This is a genomic window from Frankia gtarii (assembly GCF_025403375.1).
GTDB lineage: Bacteria > Actinomycetota > Actinomycetes > Frankiales > Frankiaceae > Frankia > Frankia gtarii.
This window is the reverse complement of record NZ_JAMPTM010000001.1, coordinates 14,863-35,157: the sequence shown is the minus strand read 5'-3', so window position 1 is coordinate 35,157 and position 20,295 is coordinate 14,863. Positions and strand designations below refer to the sequence as shown.

General features: G+C 71.3%; 18 protein-coding genes. 14 read left to right on the top strand and 4 right to left on the bottom strand.

Going from position 1 to position 20,295, the window contains the following annotated elements:
* Nucleotides 1–108 precede the first annotated feature (108 nt).
* From NBZ83_RS00150 to NBZ83_RS00115, 8 genes are all read left to right on the top strand, one after another.
* Nucleotides 109–1,392, top strand: coding sequence for an ABC transporter substrate-binding protein (locus NBZ83_RS00150; RefSeq protein WP_261574097.1), 1,284 nt, complete (start codon nt 109–111; stop codon nt 1,390–1,392).
* A gap of 187 nt (nt 1,393–1,579) precedes the next feature.
* Complete coding sequence (locus NBZ83_RS00145; protein ID WP_261567311.1) at nt 1,580–2,266, top strand: GntR family transcriptional regulator; 687 nt, start codon at nt 1,580–1,582, stop codon at nt 2,264–2,266.
* A 117-nt stretch (nt 2,267–2,383) separates the two neighbouring features.
* Nucleotides 2,384–2,767 (top strand): nuclear transport factor 2 family protein, encoded by a 384-nt coding sequence (locus tag NBZ83_RS00140; RefSeq protein WP_261567312.1) that lies wholly within the window; start codon nt 2,384–2,386, stop codon nt 2,765–2,767.
* 28 nt (nt 2,768–2,795) lie between these two features.
* Nucleotides 2,796–3,254 (top strand): cupin domain-containing protein, encoded by a 459-nt coding sequence (locus NBZ83_RS00135; protein ID WP_261567313.1) that lies wholly within the window; start codon nt 2,796–2,798, stop codon nt 3,252–3,254.
* A 187-nt stretch (nt 3,255–3,441) separates the two neighbouring features.
* Nucleotides 3,442–4,647, top strand: coding sequence for a cytochrome P450 (locus tag NBZ83_RS00130; protein WP_261567314.1), 1,206 nt, complete (start codon nt 3,442–3,444; stop codon nt 4,645–4,647).
* 1 nt (nt 4,648) lies between these two features.
* On the top strand, nt 4,649–5,581 hold the full coding sequence (locus tag NBZ83_RS00125) for an SDR family oxidoreductase (protein ID WP_261567315.1): 933 nt from the start codon (nt 4,649–4,651) through the stop codon (nt 5,579–5,581).
* The gene (locus NBZ83_RS00120) at nt 5,578–6,849 is read left to right on the top strand and encodes an amidohydrolase family protein (RefSeq protein ID WP_261567316.1); all 1,272 of its coding nucleotides are present in this window, start codon (nt 5,578–5,580) and stop codon (nt 6,847–6,849) included. Before NBZ83_RS00125 ends, NBZ83_RS00120 begins: the two co-directional genes overlap by 4 nt.
* Before the next feature lie 184 nt (nt 6,850–7,033).
* Entirely contained in the window at nt 7,034–7,699 is a 666-nt protein-coding gene (locus NBZ83_RS00115) for a GntR family transcriptional regulator (protein ID WP_261567317.1), read from the top strand.
* Nucleotides 7,700–7,852: 153 nt separating this feature from the next.
* Here the strand turns inward: NBZ83_RS00115 and NBZ83_RS00110 are convergent, their stop codons facing one another.
* From NBZ83_RS00110 to NBZ83_RS00095, 4 genes are all read right to left on the bottom strand, one after another.
* Nucleotides 7,853–10,015: an acetate--CoA ligase family protein gene (locus NBZ83_RS00110; RefSeq protein ID WP_261574096.1), complete on the bottom strand. Its 2,163-nt coding sequence runs from the start codon at nt 10,013–10,015 to the stop codon at nt 7,853–7,855.
* Between the two features lie 74 nt (nt 10,016–10,089).
* Complete coding sequence (locus tag NBZ83_RS00105) at nt 10,090–10,950, bottom strand: enoyl-CoA hydratase/isomerase family protein (protein WP_261567319.1); 861 nt, start codon at nt 10,948–10,950, stop codon at nt 10,090–10,092.
* Nucleotides 10,947–11,945, bottom strand: coding sequence for an acyl-CoA dehydrogenase family protein (locus NBZ83_RS33165; protein ID WP_261574095.1), 999 nt, complete (start codon nt 11,943–11,945; stop codon nt 10,947–10,949). The genes NBZ83_RS00105 and NBZ83_RS33165 overlap by 4 nt, the downstream gene beginning before the upstream one ends.
* A 3-nt stretch (nt 11,946–11,948) precedes the next feature.
* Complete coding sequence (locus tag NBZ83_RS00095; RefSeq protein ID WP_261567321.1) at nt 11,949–13,166, bottom strand: acyl-CoA dehydrogenase family protein; 1,218 nt, start codon at nt 13,164–13,166, stop codon at nt 11,949–11,951.
* A 270-nt stretch (nt 13,167–13,436) separates the two neighbouring features.
* Here NBZ83_RS00095 and NBZ83_RS00090 point away from each other — a divergent pair, with 270 nt between their 5' ends.
* The 6 genes from NBZ83_RS00090 to NBZ83_RS00065 are packed head-to-tail and all read left to right on the top strand — an operon-like array spanning nt 13,437 to nt 20,235.
* Nucleotides 13,437–14,756 (top strand): hotdog family protein, encoded by a 1,320-nt coding sequence (locus tag NBZ83_RS00090; protein ID WP_261574094.1) that lies wholly within the window; start codon nt 13,437–13,439, stop codon nt 14,754–14,756.
* Nucleotides 14,753–15,565, top strand: coding sequence for an enoyl-CoA hydratase/isomerase family protein (locus tag NBZ83_RS00085; RefSeq protein ID WP_261574093.1), 813 nt, complete (start codon nt 14,753–14,755; stop codon nt 15,563–15,565). Before NBZ83_RS00090 ends, NBZ83_RS00085 begins: the two co-directional genes overlap by 4 nt.
* A 3-nt stretch (nt 15,566–15,568) precedes the next feature.
* On the top strand, nt 15,569–16,903 hold the full coding sequence (locus tag NBZ83_RS00080) for an acyl-CoA dehydrogenase family protein (protein WP_261574092.1): 1,335 nt from the start codon (nt 15,569–15,571) through the stop codon (nt 16,901–16,903).
* Between the two features lies 1 nt (nt 16,904).
* Nucleotides 16,905–17,816, top strand: coding sequence for an enoyl-CoA hydratase/isomerase family protein (locus NBZ83_RS00075; protein WP_261567325.1), 912 nt, complete (start codon nt 16,905–16,907; stop codon nt 17,814–17,816).
* A complete protein-coding gene (locus NBZ83_RS00070) occupies nt 17,813–18,658 on the top strand; it encodes an enoyl-CoA hydratase/isomerase family protein (protein ID WP_261567326.1) in 846 nt (281 codons plus the stop codon). Before NBZ83_RS00075 ends, NBZ83_RS00070 begins: the two co-directional genes overlap by 4 nt.
* Nucleotides 18,655–20,235, top strand: a complete 1,581-nt coding sequence (locus tag NBZ83_RS00065; protein WP_261567327.1) for a class I adenylate-forming enzyme family protein — start codon at nt 18,655–18,657, stop codon at nt 20,233–20,235. The genes NBZ83_RS00070 and NBZ83_RS00065 overlap by 4 nt, the downstream gene beginning before the upstream one ends.
* Nucleotides 20,236–20,295 lie beyond the last annotated feature (60 nt).

Below are 20,295 nucleotides of genomic sequence, written 5' to 3'. Positions count from 1 at the left end.
TGGCGGGATGCTCGGCGACCGACGGAGGTGTCCAGCCTGTTGCAAAGAGCGGAGGCCTCTGCTAAGCCTGTACCCGGATTATTTGTCTATACAAAAGAGAGGACTCGGATGACGTTCACGATCCGTTCGAAGATCGGCTTAGCTGGCGCCGTCGCCACCCTGATGGCGGTGGCGGCCTGTGGCAGCAGCAGCAGCAGCAGCAGCAGCAGTGGCGGCGGCTCGGCCACCGGCCAGTCCGGCGGCGTATCCGGCGGCGCGTCCAGCACGACGATCAAAGTGGCGGGGATCGGGCCCTTGGCGCAGTTTGGAGACGCGGCCGTCGGAGCGCAAGCCCGGTTCAAGCGGTTCAACGACACGAACGAGGTTCCCGGCGTCAAGATCGACTTCTCGGAGTTCGCCGACGACAAGGGCGACCCTGCGACGGCGACCTCGGAGGTACGGCGCCTCGTCAACGCGGAGCGGGTCTTCGCGATCGTTCCTGACATGTCGGCGGTCAACCCGGGCCCCTTCCTCGCGGCCCAGAAGGTCCTCTATGTGGGCGGCGGCTACGACGACAGTTACTGCACCGACAAGCCATCCACGTCGCTCTGGGGCTTCGGGATATACGGCTGCTGGGTGCCGGCCAGTCCCCAGGTGATTCCCGATACCTACGCGCGGGCGTACAAGTATCTCAGCGCCAAGGCGGGGACACCTCATCCCTCGCTCGTTCTGGTCTCCGACGACAGCCAGGCGGGGAAAAACGTGGCCCGGTTCCAGGCATCCGCGGCCGAGGGAGCCGGCTTCACGGTGGTCGACGCCAGGGGCAACGTCCCGACGGTGACCTCTGACTTCACCCCCTATGTGCAGAAGTGGCTCAGCGCGAATCGTGGAAAACAGCCGGATGTCATTACCTGCGCGCTGACAACGCAGTGCCTGCCTATTTACGACGCGGTGAAGGCCGCGGGATTCAGGGGGGCTTTCCAGACGCCGCTCGGCCCGGTGGACCTCCTGGCCAAGCCGCTGGCCGGCAGCTACACCTTCGCGTTCTACAACACCGACACCAGTCCCGGTCTCACGCAGCTCAAGGCCGACCTTCAGGCGTTCAAATCCGGAACCGCCGCGGTGGGGTACTCGAACGTGCCCGCCTATTTCGCGGCCGACATGTTCGTGCAGGCCCTCAAGAAGGTCAAGGGCAAGCCCACCCGCGAAGCGGTCCAGCACGCACTGGCCACGCAGACCTGGGAGATCCCGGGTCTGGTCGGCCCGACCACCTACCCCGCCTCGACCGTCGCCCCGACGCCGTCCTGCAGCCAGTTTCTCCAGGCCAAGCCCGACGGTTCAGGCTTCGCTTCCCTCGGTACCTATGCGTGTTCCACCAAGCAGTACAAGATCAATCCACGGTTCACGGGATGACGGGCACCCCCGTACCTCAACCAGTGGTCTCCAGCCGCGGTGCGCATGTTCCGGAAGGGAGGTTGGTGGTGACGGGCGTGGTCGGGACTGCCGGGTCGCCGCCGAGATAGGCCGATAACACTGAGCATCCAGATGGCTACGCAAAGACTACGATCGCGATGTCCGCGATCCCATGGAGAATGACGAGATGTCCATCCCGCGCCACCAACAGCTTGCCAGCGAGCTGCTTGAGCAGATCGCCGACGGATCTCTGGCGGTCGGTGATCGGCTCCCCACCGAGGACCAGCTCTGTGAGTCCCACGGGCTGGCGCGGGGAACGGTTCGGCGGGCCCTCGGGCGCCTTGAGCAGCTCGGCGTGATCGAACGCCGGCGAGGATCCGGCACGACGGTCATCGCCACCGCGCCGGTCGCCTCATATCAGCCCTTCGCTCATTCTCCGGCCGATATCGCCGAGCTCGCCGCCGAGAGCAGGATCGTCGGGCCTGAGACCGCGGACATCGTCGCCGACGCCGCGCTGGCCTATCGCCTCGGTGCCCAGGTGGGCTCGAGATGGTTTGTGCTCCGAGGCCCACGAGCATGGCGGACCCGGCCGGATGCCCCGTTCTGCTGGAGCGAGCACTACCTCCGTTCGGGAACGCCCAACCAGTCACTGCTCCATGATCCCTTCAAGATTGAGAACGTGACGAACAAGGGCGTCATACAGACGATTTCCGCCGCGTTGCTCGACGGCGACATAGCCAGGGCGCTGGGCGCCACCGCCGGTGCCGCCGCTCTTGTGATCATCCGCCGCCACAGTGATGCACGGGGGCGCATCGCCAGCGTCGGCATCCACATTCACCCCGCCGACCGATACGAGATCACGACGACACTCTAGTGGCTATCCGGGCTCTAGTGGCTATCCGGCCCGGACACCTGATTTCGTGGTCCAGAGCTCCCGGAAACGAGTTGAAACCACCGTGAGAGGTGGAATCACCATGAGAGGTAGAATGCTGTGAGTGGACTGGCGTCGGCTGCCGACGCGCTCAAGTACTCGTTCGACACCGGCGACCGCAGCCGATTCGAGGCGCTCTTCGCGCCGGGTTGCATCAACTGGCACAACAGCGACAAGGCCGAAGTTCCCGCCGCGGGGTTCTCCGGGGCCGCCGCCCTCCAGCAGTTGGTGTCCGATCTGGGCGCGGACATCGTCCAGCACGAGATCTTTCCCGGCGGCCAGCTGATTCGGATCCTCGTTCGTGGGACCGTCCGGGCGACCGGCCGCCCGCTGGAGGCGCACAACTGCATTGTGCTCACCACCGACGACACCGGAATCACGAGAATCGACGACTACGTTGATCCCACTTTCGGCGAGCAGATCCTCCCGACCGGTAATCGGTAATCGGTAAACTTTCGGACAGGAGATTCTCATGGGTGTGCGGCGAGTGGTGACCGGAGAGGTCGAGGGCCGGTCCACGATCCTGACGGACGGTCCTCCCCCCAGCTCGGCGATCTGGGAGAACCTGTGGATCACCGGTGCGGGTGACCCGCTCGGACACGACCCGGTCGAGGCGGGCGACCTCGAGCCTCCGCCCGGGGGGCTGCGCTGGCGGCTGTTCTCCGTCCCCCCCGACAAGGCGCTGCGCCAGATGATCGCCGAGCATGCCGGCGACGGCCTCGAGGTGGGTGACGAAGCCTTCTTCCACCAGACGAGGACGGTGGACTTCGTCTACGTCCTCGACGGGGGTGACCTCACCTTGGAACTGGAGGAGGGCGAGGTCCTGCTCCATCCCGGGGACTGTGTCGTCCAGCGGGGGACCAACCATGCGTGGCGCAACCGCAACGACGTTCCAGTCCGGCTGCTGGTGGTGATGAGTTCCCTGCCGTAGGCGTCAGTGCGGTGAGATCGCGCCCGGTGGTGGCGGGGGGCGGCCCGCGCTTCGGGTGTTCGGTGGCCCGGGACTTGTCCGTGGATCAAAGTTGGATATAATATCTATTCTTCGATCATGGTGCTACCGCCACCCGGGCGCATCTCGGCGTCCCCAGCCCGCGTACTTCGCCGCTCGGAGGAACAGAATGGTCGTCTTCAACCCGTACGACCCCGTGACGTGGCGGGATCCCTACCCGATCTACGCCAGGCTGCGGGCCGAGGAGCCGGTCCACCGTAACGAGGAGCTCGGCTTCTGGGCCTTCGCCCGGCACGCCGACGTCCTCGCCGCGCACAACGACTGGGACACCTATTCCAGTACCGGTGGGGTGACGATCGAGGGCGCGGAGAGGGGCGCCCCGATGCTCATCCTCAAGGACCCACCCGAGCACCGGTGGCACCGGAAGATCATCGGCAGGGTCTTCACCCCCCGCCGGATCATGGCGCTGGAACCGTTCATCCGGGCCCGCGCCGGCGAGCTGCTCGACCGGCACCGGGATGTCGGCGAGTTCGACGTGGTCGGCGAGTTCGCCATCAAGCTCCCGCTGGACGTCATCAGTGAGCTGCTCGGCATTCCGGCCGAGCGCCGTTCGACCGTCAGCGAGCTCTCCGACCGGCTCGCCGCTCGCGGCCCCGACACCGACCCGACCGCCGCGATGGAGGCCGGCGCCGGCCTGCTGACCCTGTACCTGGAACTGGTGGCCGAACGGCGCCGGAACCCGCAGGACGACATCATCAGCATGATCATGAACACCGAGGTGATCGACGACGAGGACGGCCGCACCCGGAGCATGAGCGATGAGGAGATCGCCTTCCGGTTCCTGGAGCTCGGTTTCGCGGGCCACGAGACCGTGGCCAAGGGCATCCCCAACGGGCTCATGGCGTTGACCCGGTTCCCGGACCAGGCCCGGCTCCTGCGCGACGACCTCTCGCTCGCCGGGAAGGCGGTCGAGGAAACCCTGCGCTTCGACCCGCCGTCCCAGCTGCAGGGGCGCATCACCACCCGGGAGGTGGTGGTGCAGGGGGTGACGATCCCCGCGGGGGAGCGGGTCATGCTCATCACCGGCTCGGCGTTGCGCGACGAGAGCGTCTACGAGCGGCCCGACACCTATGACCTGCGCCGGACGGAACATCCTTCAACGCTGTTCTTCGGCTTCGGAATACACCGCTGTCTGGGCGCGCACCTCGCCCGGCTCGAGATGAAGATCGCCTTCGAGGAGATCTTCCAGCGATACGAGGAGTTCCACGTGGACGTCGATCGCGCCGTGCATCACGTGTCGACCAATGTGCGGGGCGTCAGTCACCTGCCGCTGGTCGTCGACCGGGCCGGTACGCCGGCCACCGCGGGGGTGTGAGATGACCATCAACGCCGATCTGGCGGGCAAGCGGGTGCTGGTGGTCGGCGGGTCCTCCGGGCTCGGTCGCTCGGTCGCGCTGACCGCCGCGGGGATGGGCGCGAAGGTCGCCGTGGTCGGACGGCGCAAGACGCTGATCGACGAGGTCGCCGCCGAGGCCGGCGGGGTGGGCATCGTTGCCGACGTGTGTGACGAGTCCGCTGCCCGGCGGGCGGTCGACGAGGCGGTCGCGGGTCTCGGCGGGATCGATGTCGTGCTGCTGACGCTGGCCTGGTCGTACCTCGAGATGATGGCCGACTCGGAGGCGCAGAACTGGCACAAGACGTTCGCCACCAACGTCGTGGCGCCGACCCTGGTCACCCGGTTCGCGTTGCCGGTCCTGGCCGAGGGCGGCTTCGTCGGGTTCGTGTCCTCCACCAACGTGGACAAGACCATGCATGGCGTCGGGGCGTACGGCGCGAGCAAGGCGGCCCTGGAGCACACCATCAGGACCTGGCGACTGGAGCACATGGACGTCCGGTTCATGCGCCTGGTGGTCGGGCCCGTCCTGCCGACGGACATCTACCGCGACTTCGACGGCGAACTGCTCGGCCGGGTGATGACCAGCTGGGCCGAGCACGGCCTGCTGGAGGCCAGCTTCATGGCGGTCGAGGACGTGGGCACCGCGGTGGCCGAGGCCTGTGCCTGGATCCTGGCCCACCCGGCGATCGTCGTCGAGGACATCGTCCTCAAACCGCCCATCCGCACGATGTCGGCGGCGGAGCTGCAGGCCCTGCTGGGCACGCCCGCGCCCCGCGATGAGGCGGAACCGAGCGGCGATGCAAAGTATACTTCATCCAATAGTGCCGCTGACGGTACGAGTGTCCCTGCTGGCGAGACGTCGGTGGGATCTGGGCAGGCGGCCGGGCGGACACGGGAAGGTTCGACGCAGTGAACATCGACGACCTCATCCTGATCAGCGTCGACGACCATCTCATCGAGCCGCCGGACATGTTCGAACGGCACATCCCGGCTCGCTACGCCGATCAGGCGCCGAAGGTCGTCCGGGACTCCGCTGGCTCCGACGTCTGGGTCTTCAACGACACGGTCATCCCGAACATCGGCATGAACGCCGTCGCGGGGCGTCCGCCGGAGGAGTACGGCATCGATCCGACGGCCTTCGACGAGATGCGTCCGGGCTGTTGGGACATCCATGAGCGGGTGCAGGACATGGATGCGAACGGGCTGCTCAGCTCGCTCGCCTTCCCGTCGTTCCCGGGGTTCTCCGGTCGCCTGTTCGCTGCCGCCGAGGACAAGGATCTCGCGCTGGCCGTCGTCCGCGCCTACAACGACTGGCACATCGACGAGTGGTGCGGCTCCTACCCCGGCCGGCACATCCCGATGGCGTTGCCGATCCTGTGGGACCCGGAGCTCGCCGCCGCCGAGGCCCGCCGGGTGGCGGCCAAGGGCGCGAAGTCGATCACCTTCACCGAGAACCCCGCGACGTTGGGCTACCCCAGCTTCCACAGCGAGACGTGGGACCCGTTCTGGGCGGCGCTGGCGGACACCGGGATGGTGCTCTCGGTCCATCTCGGATCGTCGGGCAAGCTCGTGACCACAGCGCCGGATGCTCCGATGGACGTGATGATCACGCTGCAGCCGATGAACGTGTGCCAGGCGGCCGCGGATCTGCTGTGGTCGCGGGTCCCGCGGAAGTTTCCCGATCTGAAGATCGCCCTCTCCGAGGGCGGCACCGGCTGGATCCCGTACTTTCTCGAGCGGGTGGACCACGTCTACAAGCTCAACCGTTCCTGGACCGGGCAGGACTTCGGCGACCTGCTGCCCAGTGACGTGTTCCGGCGGCACTTCCTCACCTGCTACATCGAGGACACGGTCGGGGTCACGCTGCGGGACAGCATCGGCATCGACAACATCGCGTGGGAGTGCGACTACCCCCACATCGACTCGACCTGGCCGACCGCCCCGGAGACATTCCTGGCCGACGCCGGCGGGCTGCCCGACGCCGAGGTCCGCAAGATCTCGCACGAGAACGCGATGCGGTGGTACTCGTTCGACCCCTTCGCGGTGCTACCGAAGGCGGAGTGCACGGTGGGGGCCCTGCGCGCGAAGGCCGCCGGCCGCGACGTGTCGGTCCGCTCCTACGACCGGGGCCGCCATCTCGGCGGCGGCGCCGATCTCAGCCGGCTGGTCCCGACGGCCTGAGACAGGTTCCGATGGTCTGATCCGGCCGGCGGCCGGTCGGGTGCGTGAACCGGACCCGACCGGCGGCCACCGGCGCGCCGCATGCACGCGGTCCGCCGAACACGTGAGGAGTGGCGCGATCCCCCCCAACCGTCGCACAGCGGCGCCCCGATCCGCGGACGTCGCTGCCAACCGGTACGTCGTGATGGATCGCCGTAGCAGCGGCTCCCAGGTCGCGGCCTACATCCGCGGCATGATCTTCAGTGGCGCGCTGCGTCAGGGGGACCACGTCCGGCAGGACGAGATCGCCGAAACGCTCGGGATGAGCCGCATCCCGGTCCGGGAGGCGATCATCACCCTCGATCATGAGGGCTGGGTGACGAACGAGCCGCACCGGGGCGCCTTCGTGCACGGCCTCGACGAGAACTCGGTCCGCGACCACTACGCGCTGCTCGGCATGCTCTACGGGCTCGCCGCGCTGCGCGCCACCGAGCGTGGGGACGACGAGGGCGTCGCCCGCCTGCGCGTCGCCGCCCGTGAACTGCGCGAGGCGAGTGGGCCGGAGGACGTCTTCCACGCGAACGAGGCCTTCCTCCGCCAGATCTTCGCGATGGCCCGCTCCTCCCGGCTCGCCTCCCTCGGCCGGCTGATGACGGGCATCATCCCCGGCAACTTCTTCGAACTCGTTCCGGGAACGATCGCCGCTCAGAAGACGGGCATCACCACGATCGCGCGGGCCATCCGCGACCACGACGGCTCCCGGGCCAGCACCGCGTTCGTGAGCCTGCTGGACGGCCAGGGCGAGCGGGTGGTCGCGCTGCTGGCGGCCCGGAAGATCCTCTGGGTCCCGGACCCGACGGCGGAGCTCTGACCGCGCCCGGCGCTGACTTCCGCCACGTCTGATCGGGGCATCTCGTGGTGATCCCGTTCGATGGCGACGACGAAGCGCGCCCCACGGGCCTGAGGCGCGCCGGGGCCTGCTCGCCCGGGCACGACCCCGGGCGAGCAGCGGGAGGGGGCCCTTCTAACGGGGGATGGCGAGGGCGTCCACGGCGACGACGCCCTGTCCGGCCGGCCGCACGATGATCGGGTTGATGTCGAGCTCGGCCAGGTCGTCGCCCAGGTCCACGGCGAGGGCCTGCAGCTTCATGATGGTGTCGACGACGGCGTCGAGGTCGCCGGCCGGGCGGCCGCGGGCGCCGCGCAGCAGCGCGACGCCCTTGGTCGACTCCACGATCGCGCGGGCCCTGGCCTCGTCGAACGGTGGCACGCCGAACGCCACATCCCTGAAGATCTCGGTGAAGATCCCGCCGAGGCCGAAGGTGATGGTCGGGCCGAACGGCGGCTGGTGGGACAGCCCGAGGATGACCTCGGCCACCGGGTCCGCCACCATCTGCTGGACGACGACGCCGTCGAGGTGTGCCCGCGGGGCGAGTGCCGTCGCGCGGTCGAGCAGCCGGGTGAAGGTCGACCGGACGGACTCCTCGTCGGCTACGCCCACGGCGACCAGGCCCAGGTCGGACTTGTGCGCGATGTCGCTGGAAAGAATCTTCAGCACGACCGGGAGCCCGAGCTCCGCGGCGGCCGCCACGGCCTCGTCGGCGCTGGTCGCGACCCGCTCGGCGACGACGGGGATGCCGTAGCCGGCGAGCAGGCGCTTGGACTCCACCTCGTTCAGCGGCCCGTCGGCAGCCCGCAGCAGCGCCCGCCCGGCGTCCGCGGCGGTGGCCGTCGCCGTCGCCCTCGCCGTGGCCGTCGCGGGGTCGACGAAGGGGCTGGTGTAGGTGCGGGCGAACGTCGAGTAGCGGCCGAGGGCACGCAGGCCGCGGACGGCCGCGCCGAACGAGTGGAACAGCGGCACCCCGGCCGCGCACAGCGCCCGGTAGGCCGGGTCGTCGTGGATCGGGGAGGTCCATGCCGTGACGACCGGTTTGCCGCCGTGGCCGGCGGCCTCGTGCAGGGCGATGAGGTCGCGGGCCAGGGCGTCGCTCATCCCCGGGAAGACCCCGGTGATCGGCGCGAAGAGCACGTCGATGTTGGGATCGGCGAGCATCAGGTCCAGCACCTTGCGGTTCTCCGGCCGGGCGGTGATCACCCCGCCGGAGTCCATGGGATTGTCCTTCTTGAGGTACCACGGCACGTACTCGCCGAGCGCCTCGACGGTCTGCGGGGTGAAGGTGGGTACCGGCACACCGGCCGCGCCGCACAGGTCCACCACGTGGGAGGCGGTGCCGCCGGACATCGCGTAGATGGCGACGCCACCCGGGCCGTCGAGCAGGCGGGTGTGGCAGAACATCCCGGAGATCTCGATGATCTCGTCGATGTCGTCCACCCGGATCAGGCCGTACTGCTCGAACACCGCGTCGTGGACGGCGTCGGAGCCGGTGAGATGGCCGGTGTGGGCCTGCGCCATCGCCCGGCCCTGCTCGCTGCGGCCGACCTTGATGCACACGATCGGGACCCGGGCGCGGGCCGCGGCGTCCGCGGCGAGCATGAAGGTCCGGCCGTCCTTGAACCCCTCGATGTAGGTGGCGATGGCCCCGACCTCGGGCCGGCCCACGAGATGGGCGGCGACGTCGGCCCATTCCAGGTCGGTCTCGTTGCCGAGGGTGGCCCACATCTCGATGCCGATGCCCAGGGTCTGCCCCTGGGTGATCGGCCGGCCCTGGTAGCCGGACTGGGTGATGACCGCGAGCCGGCGGCCGGGCAGGTCCTGTTGCCACGGCTCGAAGATGTTCAGGTTCGTGTTCGGGCCGATGATCCGCATGTCGCCGCCGGCCAGTTCGCGCAGCCGGGCCTCCGCCGCGTCGCCCTGCGCGGTGCCGAGCTCGGCGAAGCCGGCCGAGAACACGATCGTGAAGCCGGCGCCGGCGGCGTGGGCCTGTTCGACCGCGGGCAGGGGCTCGCGCACGAGCACGATCACCACGTCGGGGACTCCGGGCAGGTCGGCCAGGCCGGCCACGGCCGGCGTGCCCAGGATCTCGGTCTTCTTCGGGTGCACCGGGACGACGGTCGCGCCGACCGCGCCGAGGCGGTCGCGGACCTGTAGCCACTGGGCCCGCTGGGGGGTGCCGTCGGTGTCGGTGGCGCCGACCACGGCGACGAGTTTCGGGGTGAACAACCGGGACCAGTCGATCGGGCGGAGCGTCCGCCTCGAGCGGCCGGTGCCGCGCGCGGGTTCGGGCATGGCTGACCTCCAGGAACGCCGCGGCGCGGCGCGGTCGGGTCGGTTCGGATGGGGCGTTGGCCCGCGCCGGTCGCTCAGAAGCCGAGGAAGTGGGTGGGGCGACGCTCGACGTAGCTGGCCACGCCCTCGGTCGCGTCGACGCTGCCGGACAGCAGCTCGACCACCCAGGCCTCCTCCTGGGCGTGGGTGTGGCGGTCGACGTCGAGGGAACGGTTGAGCAGCCACTTGCTGGCGCTGTGGGCCCGGGTGGGGCCGGCGGCCAGCTTCGCGGCGAGGTCGGCCACGGTCGCGTCGAGGACGTCGGCCGGCACCGCCCGGGTGATCAGCCCGATCTGCTCGGCCCGCCGGGCGGACACGTCCTCGGCGAGCAGCGCCAGCTCGCGGGCCCGGGCCAGTCCGATGAGCCGGGGGAGCAGCCAGGTGCCCAGGCCGTCGACGACCAGGCCGCGGCGGGCGAACACCTCGATGAACTTCGCCTCGTGGGAGGCGATGACGATGTCGCACGCGAAGGCGAGGTGGGCGCCGATGCCGGCCGCGGCGCCCCCCACGGCCGCGATCACCGGCTTCTCGCAGTCCAGGACGGCGTGGATCAGCCGGTGGGTGCCGCGCAGCATGCGTCGGCGGATGTCGCCGACGACCGGCTCCGGGACACCCTCCGGGCGGTCCGGTCCTGGCCCCGACTGGCGTAGATCGGCTCCGGTGCAGAAGTGGCGGCCGGTCGCGCCCAGCACGACGCAGCGGATCGACACGTCGGCGCTCGCCTGGTCCAGCCAGCCGATCAGCGTCTCCCGCTGCGCGGCGGTGATCGCGTTCCCGGCCCGCGGGCGGTTCAGCGTGATCGTCGCTATCCCGTCCAGGACGGTCAGGGTGATGTCCGGCGCGTCACCGTCGGGAGTCGGTTCCGCCGGCGGCGTCGGGGACGCGACGGTGGTCATGCCGCCTCCCCGGCCGTGAGCGTGCGCGCGACCAGCTCCGCGGCTTCGTCGGGGGTGGTGAACACGTTCTCCTCCAGCCAGGCGCGCTTGAGATAGAGGTGCGGGGTGGCCTCCCAGGTGAAGCCCATGCCGCCGTGAACCTGGATCGCGGTCTTGGAATTGGCGACCGCCGCCCGCGCGGCCACCACCCGTGCCCCGGCCACCGCTCGTGCGGCCGCGGTCCCGTCCGGTCCGCCCCCGGGCTCGTCGATGGTCACCGCGGCGGCGTCCACCGCCGCGCGGGCGACCTCGGCCCGGGCGAACCCGTCGGCGAGCAGATGCTTGACCGCCTGGAAGCCGCCGATGACCCGGCCGAACTGCTCACGCTGGGCCGCGTAGGCCACCGCGACCTCGATCACCTTCACGGCGATGCCGGCCAGGAGAGCGGAGGTGAGCACGTCGCCCCGCTGGCGCCAGCGGGCGGCCAGCGCCGCGTCGCCGACCCGCTCGCCCTGCGGCAGCCGGGTCGCGAGCCACACCGGGGTGGTGGGGTCCAACGGGCTGGTCACCGGTCGGGCGTCGACGTCCGCCGGTTCCACCCGCCAGATCCCGGCGGCGTCGAGGACCAGCACGACGTCGACGAGGCCCAGGTGACGCAGCACGGCCGGCTGCCCGTCGGCCGGTCGCTCGACCACCGTGGCCAGCAGCTGCCCGGTACCGACCTCGTCGATCAGATCGCTGGCCAGCGCGGCCGCCACGAGTGGGCCGGGTACGAGCTCGGCGCCGAGCACCTGGTAGACGAGCCCGGCGTCGACCGTCGCCAGTTCCGCCCCGCCCTCGTCGGCGGACCGGGTCATGACGAACGTGCCCAGTTCGGCCAGCGTCCGCCAGGCCCGCCGGTCGAAGCTGTCCCGGTCGGTCCAGGTCCGGGTGCGTTCCAGCGGGAAGTGCTCCGCGCACAGCGCCCGGACGCTTGCCTGCAGCGCCCGCTGGTCGTCGTCGAGTTCGAGACGCACTGCTCAGCGCTCCTTGGGCAGGCCGAGCACACGCTCGGCGAGGATGTTGCGCTGGATCTGGGAGGTGCCGGCCGCGATGCTGATCGCGAAGGCGTGCAGCTGGCCCTGGAGGTGGCGGCCCAGTGGCAGGTCCACCGCGCCGGCGAGGTCGTCCAGGCTGATCGCGTACCGGTCGAGTACCCGCATGGTGACCTCGCCGAGGTGGTGCAGGGCCTCGGCGTAGGACAGTTTGAACGCCGACCCGCCGGCGACCGGCACCGGGCCGCCGCCGTCGGTCCCGTCCCCCTCGGCCCGGCTGACGTTGCGCTTGGTCAGCGCCCACAGCGCGTCGAGTTCGGCGGCGACCGTGCCGATGTCGCGGCGGATACCCGGGTCGTCCCAGGCGGTGGCGGTGCCGCGGGGGACCCGGCGGGCGATCGCGGCCAGCCCGCGGGCGAGGCTCATCGCGTCCAGCAGTTCGCGCACGAACGCCGTGCCCCGCTCGAAGCTGAAGGTCACCATGGCGACCCGCCAGCCGTCGTTCTCGGCCCCGACCAGGTTCTCCGCCGGCACCCGGACCTCGTCGAGGTACATCTCGGCGAACTCGCTCTCGCCCTCGATGGTCCGCAACGGTCGGACGTCGATGCCCGGCGCGTCCATCGGCATGATCAGCCAGCTGATGCCGCGGTGGCGGGGGGCGGCCGGATCGGTCCGGACGAGCAGTTCGCAGTAGTCCGCCACGAAGGCGAACGAGGTCCAGATCTTGCTGCCGGTGATGACGTACTCGTCGCCGTCGCGCACCGCCCGGGTCCGCAGCCCGGCGAGGTCGCTGCCGGCGCCGGGCTCGGAGAAGCCCTGGCACCAGACGGACTCGCCGGCCAGGATCTTCGGCAGGTGGAACGCCCGCTGCCGCTCCGTCCCCTCCGCGATGAGGGTGGGCCCGGCGTGGAGCTGGCTGACGAAGAAGACCCCGAGGTCGGGGGCGCCCGCCGCGGCCGACTCCTCGAGGAAGATCAGATGCTCGGTGGGCGTGGCCCCGCGGCCGCCGTAGGCGCGCGGCCAGTCGATCCCGGCGAAGCCGGCATCCTGGAGCCTGCTCTGCCAGCGACGGTCATACGCTCGGCGAGCCGCCCAGTCGTCGACATCCGCGGGCGCCGGTCCGAGGTCGCTGACCGCGCCGGCGAGCCACGCACGCACCTCCTTGCGGAACCGAGAGTCCGACTCGGAGTCCCTCAGCCGCATCCGTCCACCTCCTTGATGGGTCGTCCGGCGATGGATTCGTCCGGTTGGCAGAAAATACAATATACATTATGATGTGAGCGGTCGTCGTCATTCTCCACCGTGACGGCGGTGGACGGGGGCAACGACGGTGGTGACGGGTTGCCCGGTCCCACCGCGTCGCCGTTGCGGCCCGCCCCGCTCCACGTGTTCCGCCGCGACGCCGCGGCCGATCGGAGGCAGTCCTGATGAGGCCAGGCCAACCCAGGCAGTTCCCATGGTGACCGAGTTCCCATGGTGACCGATACGGCCGCCGCCGGTCAGGCCAGGGACGGAGGCTCCGCGCCGGCCGGGGCGAAGGCCCCGCGGGCCGCCCGGGAGATCACCGACGAGGGCATCGCCCGGCTGCGCTCCCGCATCGGCATCCCCGAGCCGAACCCGGTGCCGCCGCACTACCGGCGGCCGGGGCTGGATGCCTTCCGCCAGGTGGCCATGTCCTACGGCGACGACAACCCGCTGTGGTGCGACGAGGAGTACGCGGCGGGCACCCGCTGGAACGGGCTGATCGCCCCGCCGCCGATGGTGGGCGGCGACACGATCGTCGGTGAGGACGAGGTCACCGCAGTCCCGGCGGACAAGCGCGAGCTCATGCGGGGCGATCCGCTGCGGGGGGTGCACGCCTTCTACTCCGCCAGCTCCCGGGAGTGGTGGGCGCCGCTGCGCCCGGACGGCCGGGTGCGCCGCCGCAACGCCCTGGTGGGCGTGCACGACAAGCAGAGCGAGTTCGCCGGCCGGGCGGTGCACGAGTGGACCGGCCAGGTGTTCGCGGACGGCGCCGGGCGGCCGCTGGCCGGCCAGTACAAGCTCATGATCCGCACCGAGCGGTCGAAGGCCCGGGAACGCGGCAAGTACGCCGGCATCAAGCTGAGTCCCTACACCGACGAGCAGATCGACGAGATCGAGGCGAGTTACGCGGTCGAGGCGCCCCGCGGGGCGACCCCGCGGTACTGGGAGGACGTGGCGGTCGGCGACGAGCTCGGTTCCCTGGTGAAGGGGCCGCTCACCGTCACCGACATGGTCTGCTGGCACGTCGGCATGGGCATGGGGATCTACGGGGTGTCGGCGCTGCGGCTCGCCGCCCGCAACCGGACCCGGATCCCGCGCTTCTTCCACCGCGACGAGCTCAACGTCCCCGACGTCATGCAGCGGGTGCACTGGGACCCGGAGTTCGCCCGCCGGTCCGGCAATCCCACGACCTTCGACTACGGCCGGATGCGCGAGACGTGGCTGATCCACCTGTGCACCGACTGGATGGGCGACGACGCCTGGCTGTGGAAGCTGCGATGCGAGTTCCGGGCCTTCAACTACGTCGGTGACACCCAGTGGATCCGCGGCACCGTCGTGCGGCACTACCTGGCCGAGGGGGACCGCCCGGCGGTCGACGTCGAGCTCACCGCGACCAACCAGCGCGGCCAGGTCACCACCCCGGGCAGCGCCACGATTCTGCTGCCGAGCCGGGAACGCGGGCCGGTACTGCTGCCCGATCCACCGGGCGGGGCGAGCACGCTGGCCGAGACGCTCGACGCCGTCATCGACCGCTTCGCGCGCCCGTGAGCGGCGGGTACGCCGGCACTGCCGGCCTCGACGTGGCCCTGGTCGACGGCGTGCTGCGGCTGCGGCTCGACCGGCCGGACAAGCGCAACGCGGTCAGCGACGCGATGATGGCGGGCCTCGCCGACGCCGTCGAACAGGCCGGCCAGGACGAGGCCGTCCGGGTGATCGTGCTCTCGGGCGCCGGGGAGCACTTCTGCGGCGGCGCCGACATCGTGGCCCGCAACAACGCGACCGGCCCCCGGCCGCGGGCGGGCAGCATCCAGCGGCGGCTGCCGGCGGCCGCCCACCGGCTCATCCCGCTGGTGGCCACGGTCCAGACCCCGGTGGTGTGCGCCGTCCAGGGCTGGGCGGCGGGCATCGGCCTGGCGCTCGCCGTGGCGGCCGATGTCACCGTCGCCAGCACGGACGCGACCTTCTGGGCGCCGTTCGCCGACCGCGGGTTCACCCCGGACAGCGGGCTGACCTGGATGCTGCCCCGGCGGATCGGCGACGTCCGGGCCCGGCGGATGCTCCTGCTCGGGGAGAAGCTGGACGGGCGGACCGCGGCCGACTGGGGCCTCATCGACCGGGCCGCGCCCCCCGAGGAGATCGACAAGGCGGTCGGGGAGGTCGTCGACGCGCTCGGCTCGTCCGCGACCGTCGCCCTCGGCCTGACCAAGTGGCTGCTGCACGCGGGCGTGGCGTCGGGGCTGGACGATCACCTCCGGGACGAGGCGTTCGGGCTCGAGCTGTCCTCGCGCAGCGAGGACTTCCGCGAGGGCCTCGCCGCCTTCTCCGAGCGGCGCCCGCCGCGGTTCAAGGGACGGTGACGCATGACCGAGACGGAGTCCCGCGCGGACATGGGTGTCGGCGCAGGCATGGGTGTCGGCGCGGCCGGCCGGCTGGCGCTGCCCGAGGGTCCCACCGCGGCGCAGGTGAGCGAGGCCGTCCGGGCGTGGGTGGGCCGGCACGTGCCGGCCGCCTGGCGGGAGGCGGCCGGCCGGGGCGGGGCCGCAGCGATCCGCGCCGTGCGGTCCCGGGAGGACTACGAACGCTGGTACCCGGTGTTCGGCGCCTCCGGGCTGGTCGCGCCGACCTGGGAGCCGGAGTACGGCGGGCTGGGGCTGAGCGCGCAGCTCGCCCGGGCCGCCGAGGCGGAGCTGCGCCCGTTCAACCTCGGCCGGCTCAACCCGCTCGGGCTGTCCAACGCGGCGCCGGCGCTGTTCGCGCACGGCAGCGAGGAACAGCGCCGGCGGTTCCTGCCACCGATCGTGCGCAACGAGGAGTTCTGGTGCCAGCTCTTCTCCGAGCCGGGCGCGGGCTCGGACCTCGCCTCGCTGGCGACCCGGGCCGTCCAGGAGGGCGACTCGTGGATCGTCAACGGGCAGAAGGTCTGGACCACCTGGGGTTTCAAGGCCGACTTCGGGGTGCTGCTGGCCCGCACGGATCCCGACCAGCCCAAGCGGGCCGGCCTCACCTACTTCCTGCTCGACCTGCACCAGCCCGGCGTGGACGTGCGCCCGCTGCGGCACATCACCGGTGAGATCGACTTCTGCGAGGTCTTCCTCGACGACGCCGTGATCCCGGACAGTCAGCGGATCGGGCGGGTCGGCGACGGCTGGCGGGTCGCAGGCGCCACCCTGTCGGGCGAGCGGCAAATGGTCTCGGGTGCCGGTTCCGGCGGCGTCGACCGGATCGGCGGTTCTGGGATCCAGTACCTGATCCGGCTCGCCCGGCGGATCAGCGCCGAGGGCCGGCCCGGGGGCTGGGACGACCCGGTCGTCCGGCAGGAGATCGTCAGGCTCTACAGCGAGGAGCGCATCCGCGGCTGGACCAACGAGCGGGTCCGCGACCGGCTGCGGGCGGGTCTGCCGCCGGGCCCGGAGAGCTCGATCGGCAAGGTGCACCAGGGCACGCTCAACCAGCGGATGCAGGCACTCGCGGTAGATCTGCTGGGGCCGTTCGGCGCGGCGTGGGAGAGCGACGCGCAGGAGTACGCGCAGTCGCTGTCGCACGAGGTCCGGGGCATGCTGCGCAGCCGGGCGAACACCATCGAGGGCGGGACGACCGAGGTCAACAAGAACATCCTCGCCGAGCGGGTACTGGGCCTGCCCCGTGAACCCGACCCCTACCGCGGCCGGCCCTGGCGCGACGTCCCCCGGAGCTGACATGTACTCGACCCTTCTCGTCGAACGGCGCGGCCCCGTCGGCTGGCTGATCTTCGACCGTCCCGCCGCCGGGAACGCCATGGACGCGGTGATGTTCACCGAGCTGCCGCGGGCCTGGGCGGAGCTCGACGCCGACCCGGCCGTCGGCGTCATCGTCAACACCGGGGCGGGCCGGCGCTTCCAGACCGGGCTCGACCTGGCCCAGCTCAGCCGGGACCCGGCGGCGCTGCGGGAGCAGTCCCGCCAGACCAGGCGGGCCCAGCTGCGGCTCACCGGCTGGCAGAACGGGGTGTCGAAGCCGGTGATCGCCGCGGTGAACGGGCTGTGCGTCGGCGGCGGCCTGCACTTCGTCGCCGACGCCGACATCGTCATCGCCGCCTCCGACGCCGAGTTCACCGACACCCACGTGTCGGTCGGGCAGGCCACCGCCTTCGAGGGCATCACCCTGAGCCGGCGCATCGCCGCCGAGACGGTCATGCGGATGGCGCTGTCCGGCCGGCACGAGCGCCTCGGCGCGGCCCGGGCGTACCAGCTCGGCATGATCAGCGAGGTGGTCGACCCGCCGTCGGCGCTGCGCGACCGGGCGCAGGAGCTCGCCGAGACGCTCGCCCGCAACTCCCCGGCGGCGATGGCCGCGACCAAGCGGGCCCTGTGGGGAGCGCTGGAGGCCGGGCTCACCGACGCCTGCCACGCCGGCGCCGCCGAGCTGGTGTCCATGTGGGGGCACCCCGACCAGCTCGAGGGCCCGGCCGCGTTCGCGCAGCGGCGCGAGCCGCGGTGGGGCGATTCCGGCGACCCGCGGGCCGTGCCTGGGGCCGTGTCCGCGGCTGTTCCGGCGGCTGTTCCGGCGGCTTCTGGCGCGTCGGCGCGGCCGCACCGATCCGATCCGTCCGCGGGAGACGAGGACCGATGAACTACTCCTCTTACGAGACCCTGGTCGTCGAACGGCGGGGGCGGGTCGGCTGGCTGATCAACAACCGGCCCCGGCAGCTCAACGCGATGAACAACGCGATGCGGGACGAGTTCGCGACCGCCTGGACCGAGCTCGACGCCGACCCCGAGGTGAAGGTCATCGTCCAGACGGGCGAGGGACGCGCCTTCCAGACCGGGGCCGACATGACCGAACTCGCGACCGACGGAGTCGGCATGGAGCGTTACCGCGCCTCCGTCGAGACCTTCGACCTGCACTTCACCGCCTGGCACCAGAAGGTCCGCAAACCGGTGATCGCCGCGGTGAACGGGTTGTGCGCCGGCGGCGGCTTCCACTTCGTCGCCGACGCCGACATCGTCATCGCCGCCTCCGACGCCCAGTTCTTCGACCCGCACGTCTCCGCCGGCCAGGTGGTGGCGTTCGAGGCGATCGCGTTGCTGCGCAAGATGCCGTTCGAGCCGGTGATGCGGATGGCGCTGATCGGCCGGCACGAACGGATGCCCGCCTCGCGGGCCTACGAGCTCGGCATGGTCAGCGAGGTCGTCGACCCGCCGGAGCGGTTGCGCGCACGCGCCGGCGAGATCGCCGAGAACATCGCGCGGAACTCGCCGGTCGCCATGCGGGCGACCAAACGCGCCCTGTGGGGCGCCCTGGAGAGCGGACTGACGGAGGCGTGCCGGGCCGGCGCCGCCGAGCTGGTCTCCGTGTGGGGCCATCCCGACCAGCGGGAGGGCCCGGCGGCCTTCGCCGAGCGCCGCGAGCCGCGCTGGGCGGAACTCACCGACCTCGTCGACCGCACGGGTGATGCCGGAGGCCGCGCGTGAAGCTCACCGACCTGCTCGACGAGCGTCCCGGCGACGAGACCACCGTCGCCGTATTCTGCGGCGACCGCGAGGTCACCCGCGCCGGCCTGCGGGCGAGCGCGCGATCGCTGGCGGCCGACCTGACCGCGGCCGGCGTGCGCCCCGGTCACGCCGTCGGCGTGATGCTGCCCAACGGCCCCGAGGTCGTCGCGGCGATGTTCGGCGTCTGGATGGCCGACGCCGTCCTCGTGCCGCTCAACCCGCGGCTCACCGACGACGAGATCGCCTATCTCACCGAGACGGTCCGTCCGGCCGCGGTCGTCACGGACACGACCACGGCCCCCCGGTTCCGCGGCCCGGCCGAGAGCGCCCGCGCCCTTCCGGTGATCTCGACCGGTGGAGACATGGCCTGGGCCCCCGCGGCCGGAGCCGACGTAGCCGGGGCTGGCGACGTAGCCGGGGCTGGCGATGTCGCCGGGGCTGGCGACGCGGAACCGGCGCGGCCGGCCGAGTACGGCCTCGACATCGCCCTGGTGCAGTTCACCTCCGGCACCACGGGACGACCCAAGCCGGTGCTGCTGAGCCACACCGGCTACCTGAAGCTGCTGGAGCCCGTCCTGCGCAAGCTGCTGGGGACGTCGGCGGACACCGTCGCCGCCCGGCGGGCTCCGATGCCGAACCTGATCCCGACGTCGATGGCCCTGTCGGCCGGGATCTACAACGTCCTGTTCGCGTTCCGGGTCGGCGCGGCGGTGGTGATCATGCCAACGTTCACGACCAGCGGGTTCGCCGCGGCCGTGGCCCGCCACGAAATCCGGTCCACGGTGCTGCCCCCGGCGGCGATGACGATGCTGACCGACGACCCGGCGGTGGAGTCCCTGGCGCCGCTGCGCTACGTCCGGGGTATCGCCGCGCCGTTGTCACCCTTCCAGGCCCGGCGCTTCCGAGACCGCTTCGGCGTCACCGTGCTGAACTGCTACGGGCAGACGGAGATCGGCGGTGAGATCGTCGGCTGGAACGCGGCCGACTCCCGGGAGTACGGGGAGAGCAAGCTCGGCGCGGTGGGCCGACCGCACGAGGGCGTGACACTGCGGGTGCTCGACGCCGACGGCACGCAGCTCGGCCCGGACCGGTCCGGTGAGCTCTTCGTCCGGACCCCTGCTCTCTCGGCCGGGTACGCCGGCGGAGCGACGCTGGCGGACCGGCTGACGCCGGACGGCTGGTTCCGGACCGGCGACATCGCCCGGGTCGACCCGCAGGGATTCCTCTGGATCGAGGGGCGCGTCTCCGACATGATCAACAGGGGTGGCCTGAAGATCTTCCCCGCCGAGGTCGAGGAGGTCGTGCGGCTCGCTCCCGGGGTGGCCGAATGCGCCGTCGTCGGGGTCCCGGACGACCGGCTGGGCGAGGTGCCCTGGGCGTTCGTCGTCGCGGAGCCCGGGACGCCGCACGATTCCGCGGCGCTCGCGGAGTTCGGCCGCGCCCATCTCGCGCCCTACAAGATCCCGGTTCGTTTCGTCCTGGTCGACGAGCTGCCGCGGACGGAGGTCGGCAAGGTCCGCGCCACCGACCTCATCGCCCTGGCCGCCGCCCAGTGACCTGACTGCGAGTTCCAATCCCGCTCCCAGCAAACTCACCGGGCCGCGGGCCGATGGAGG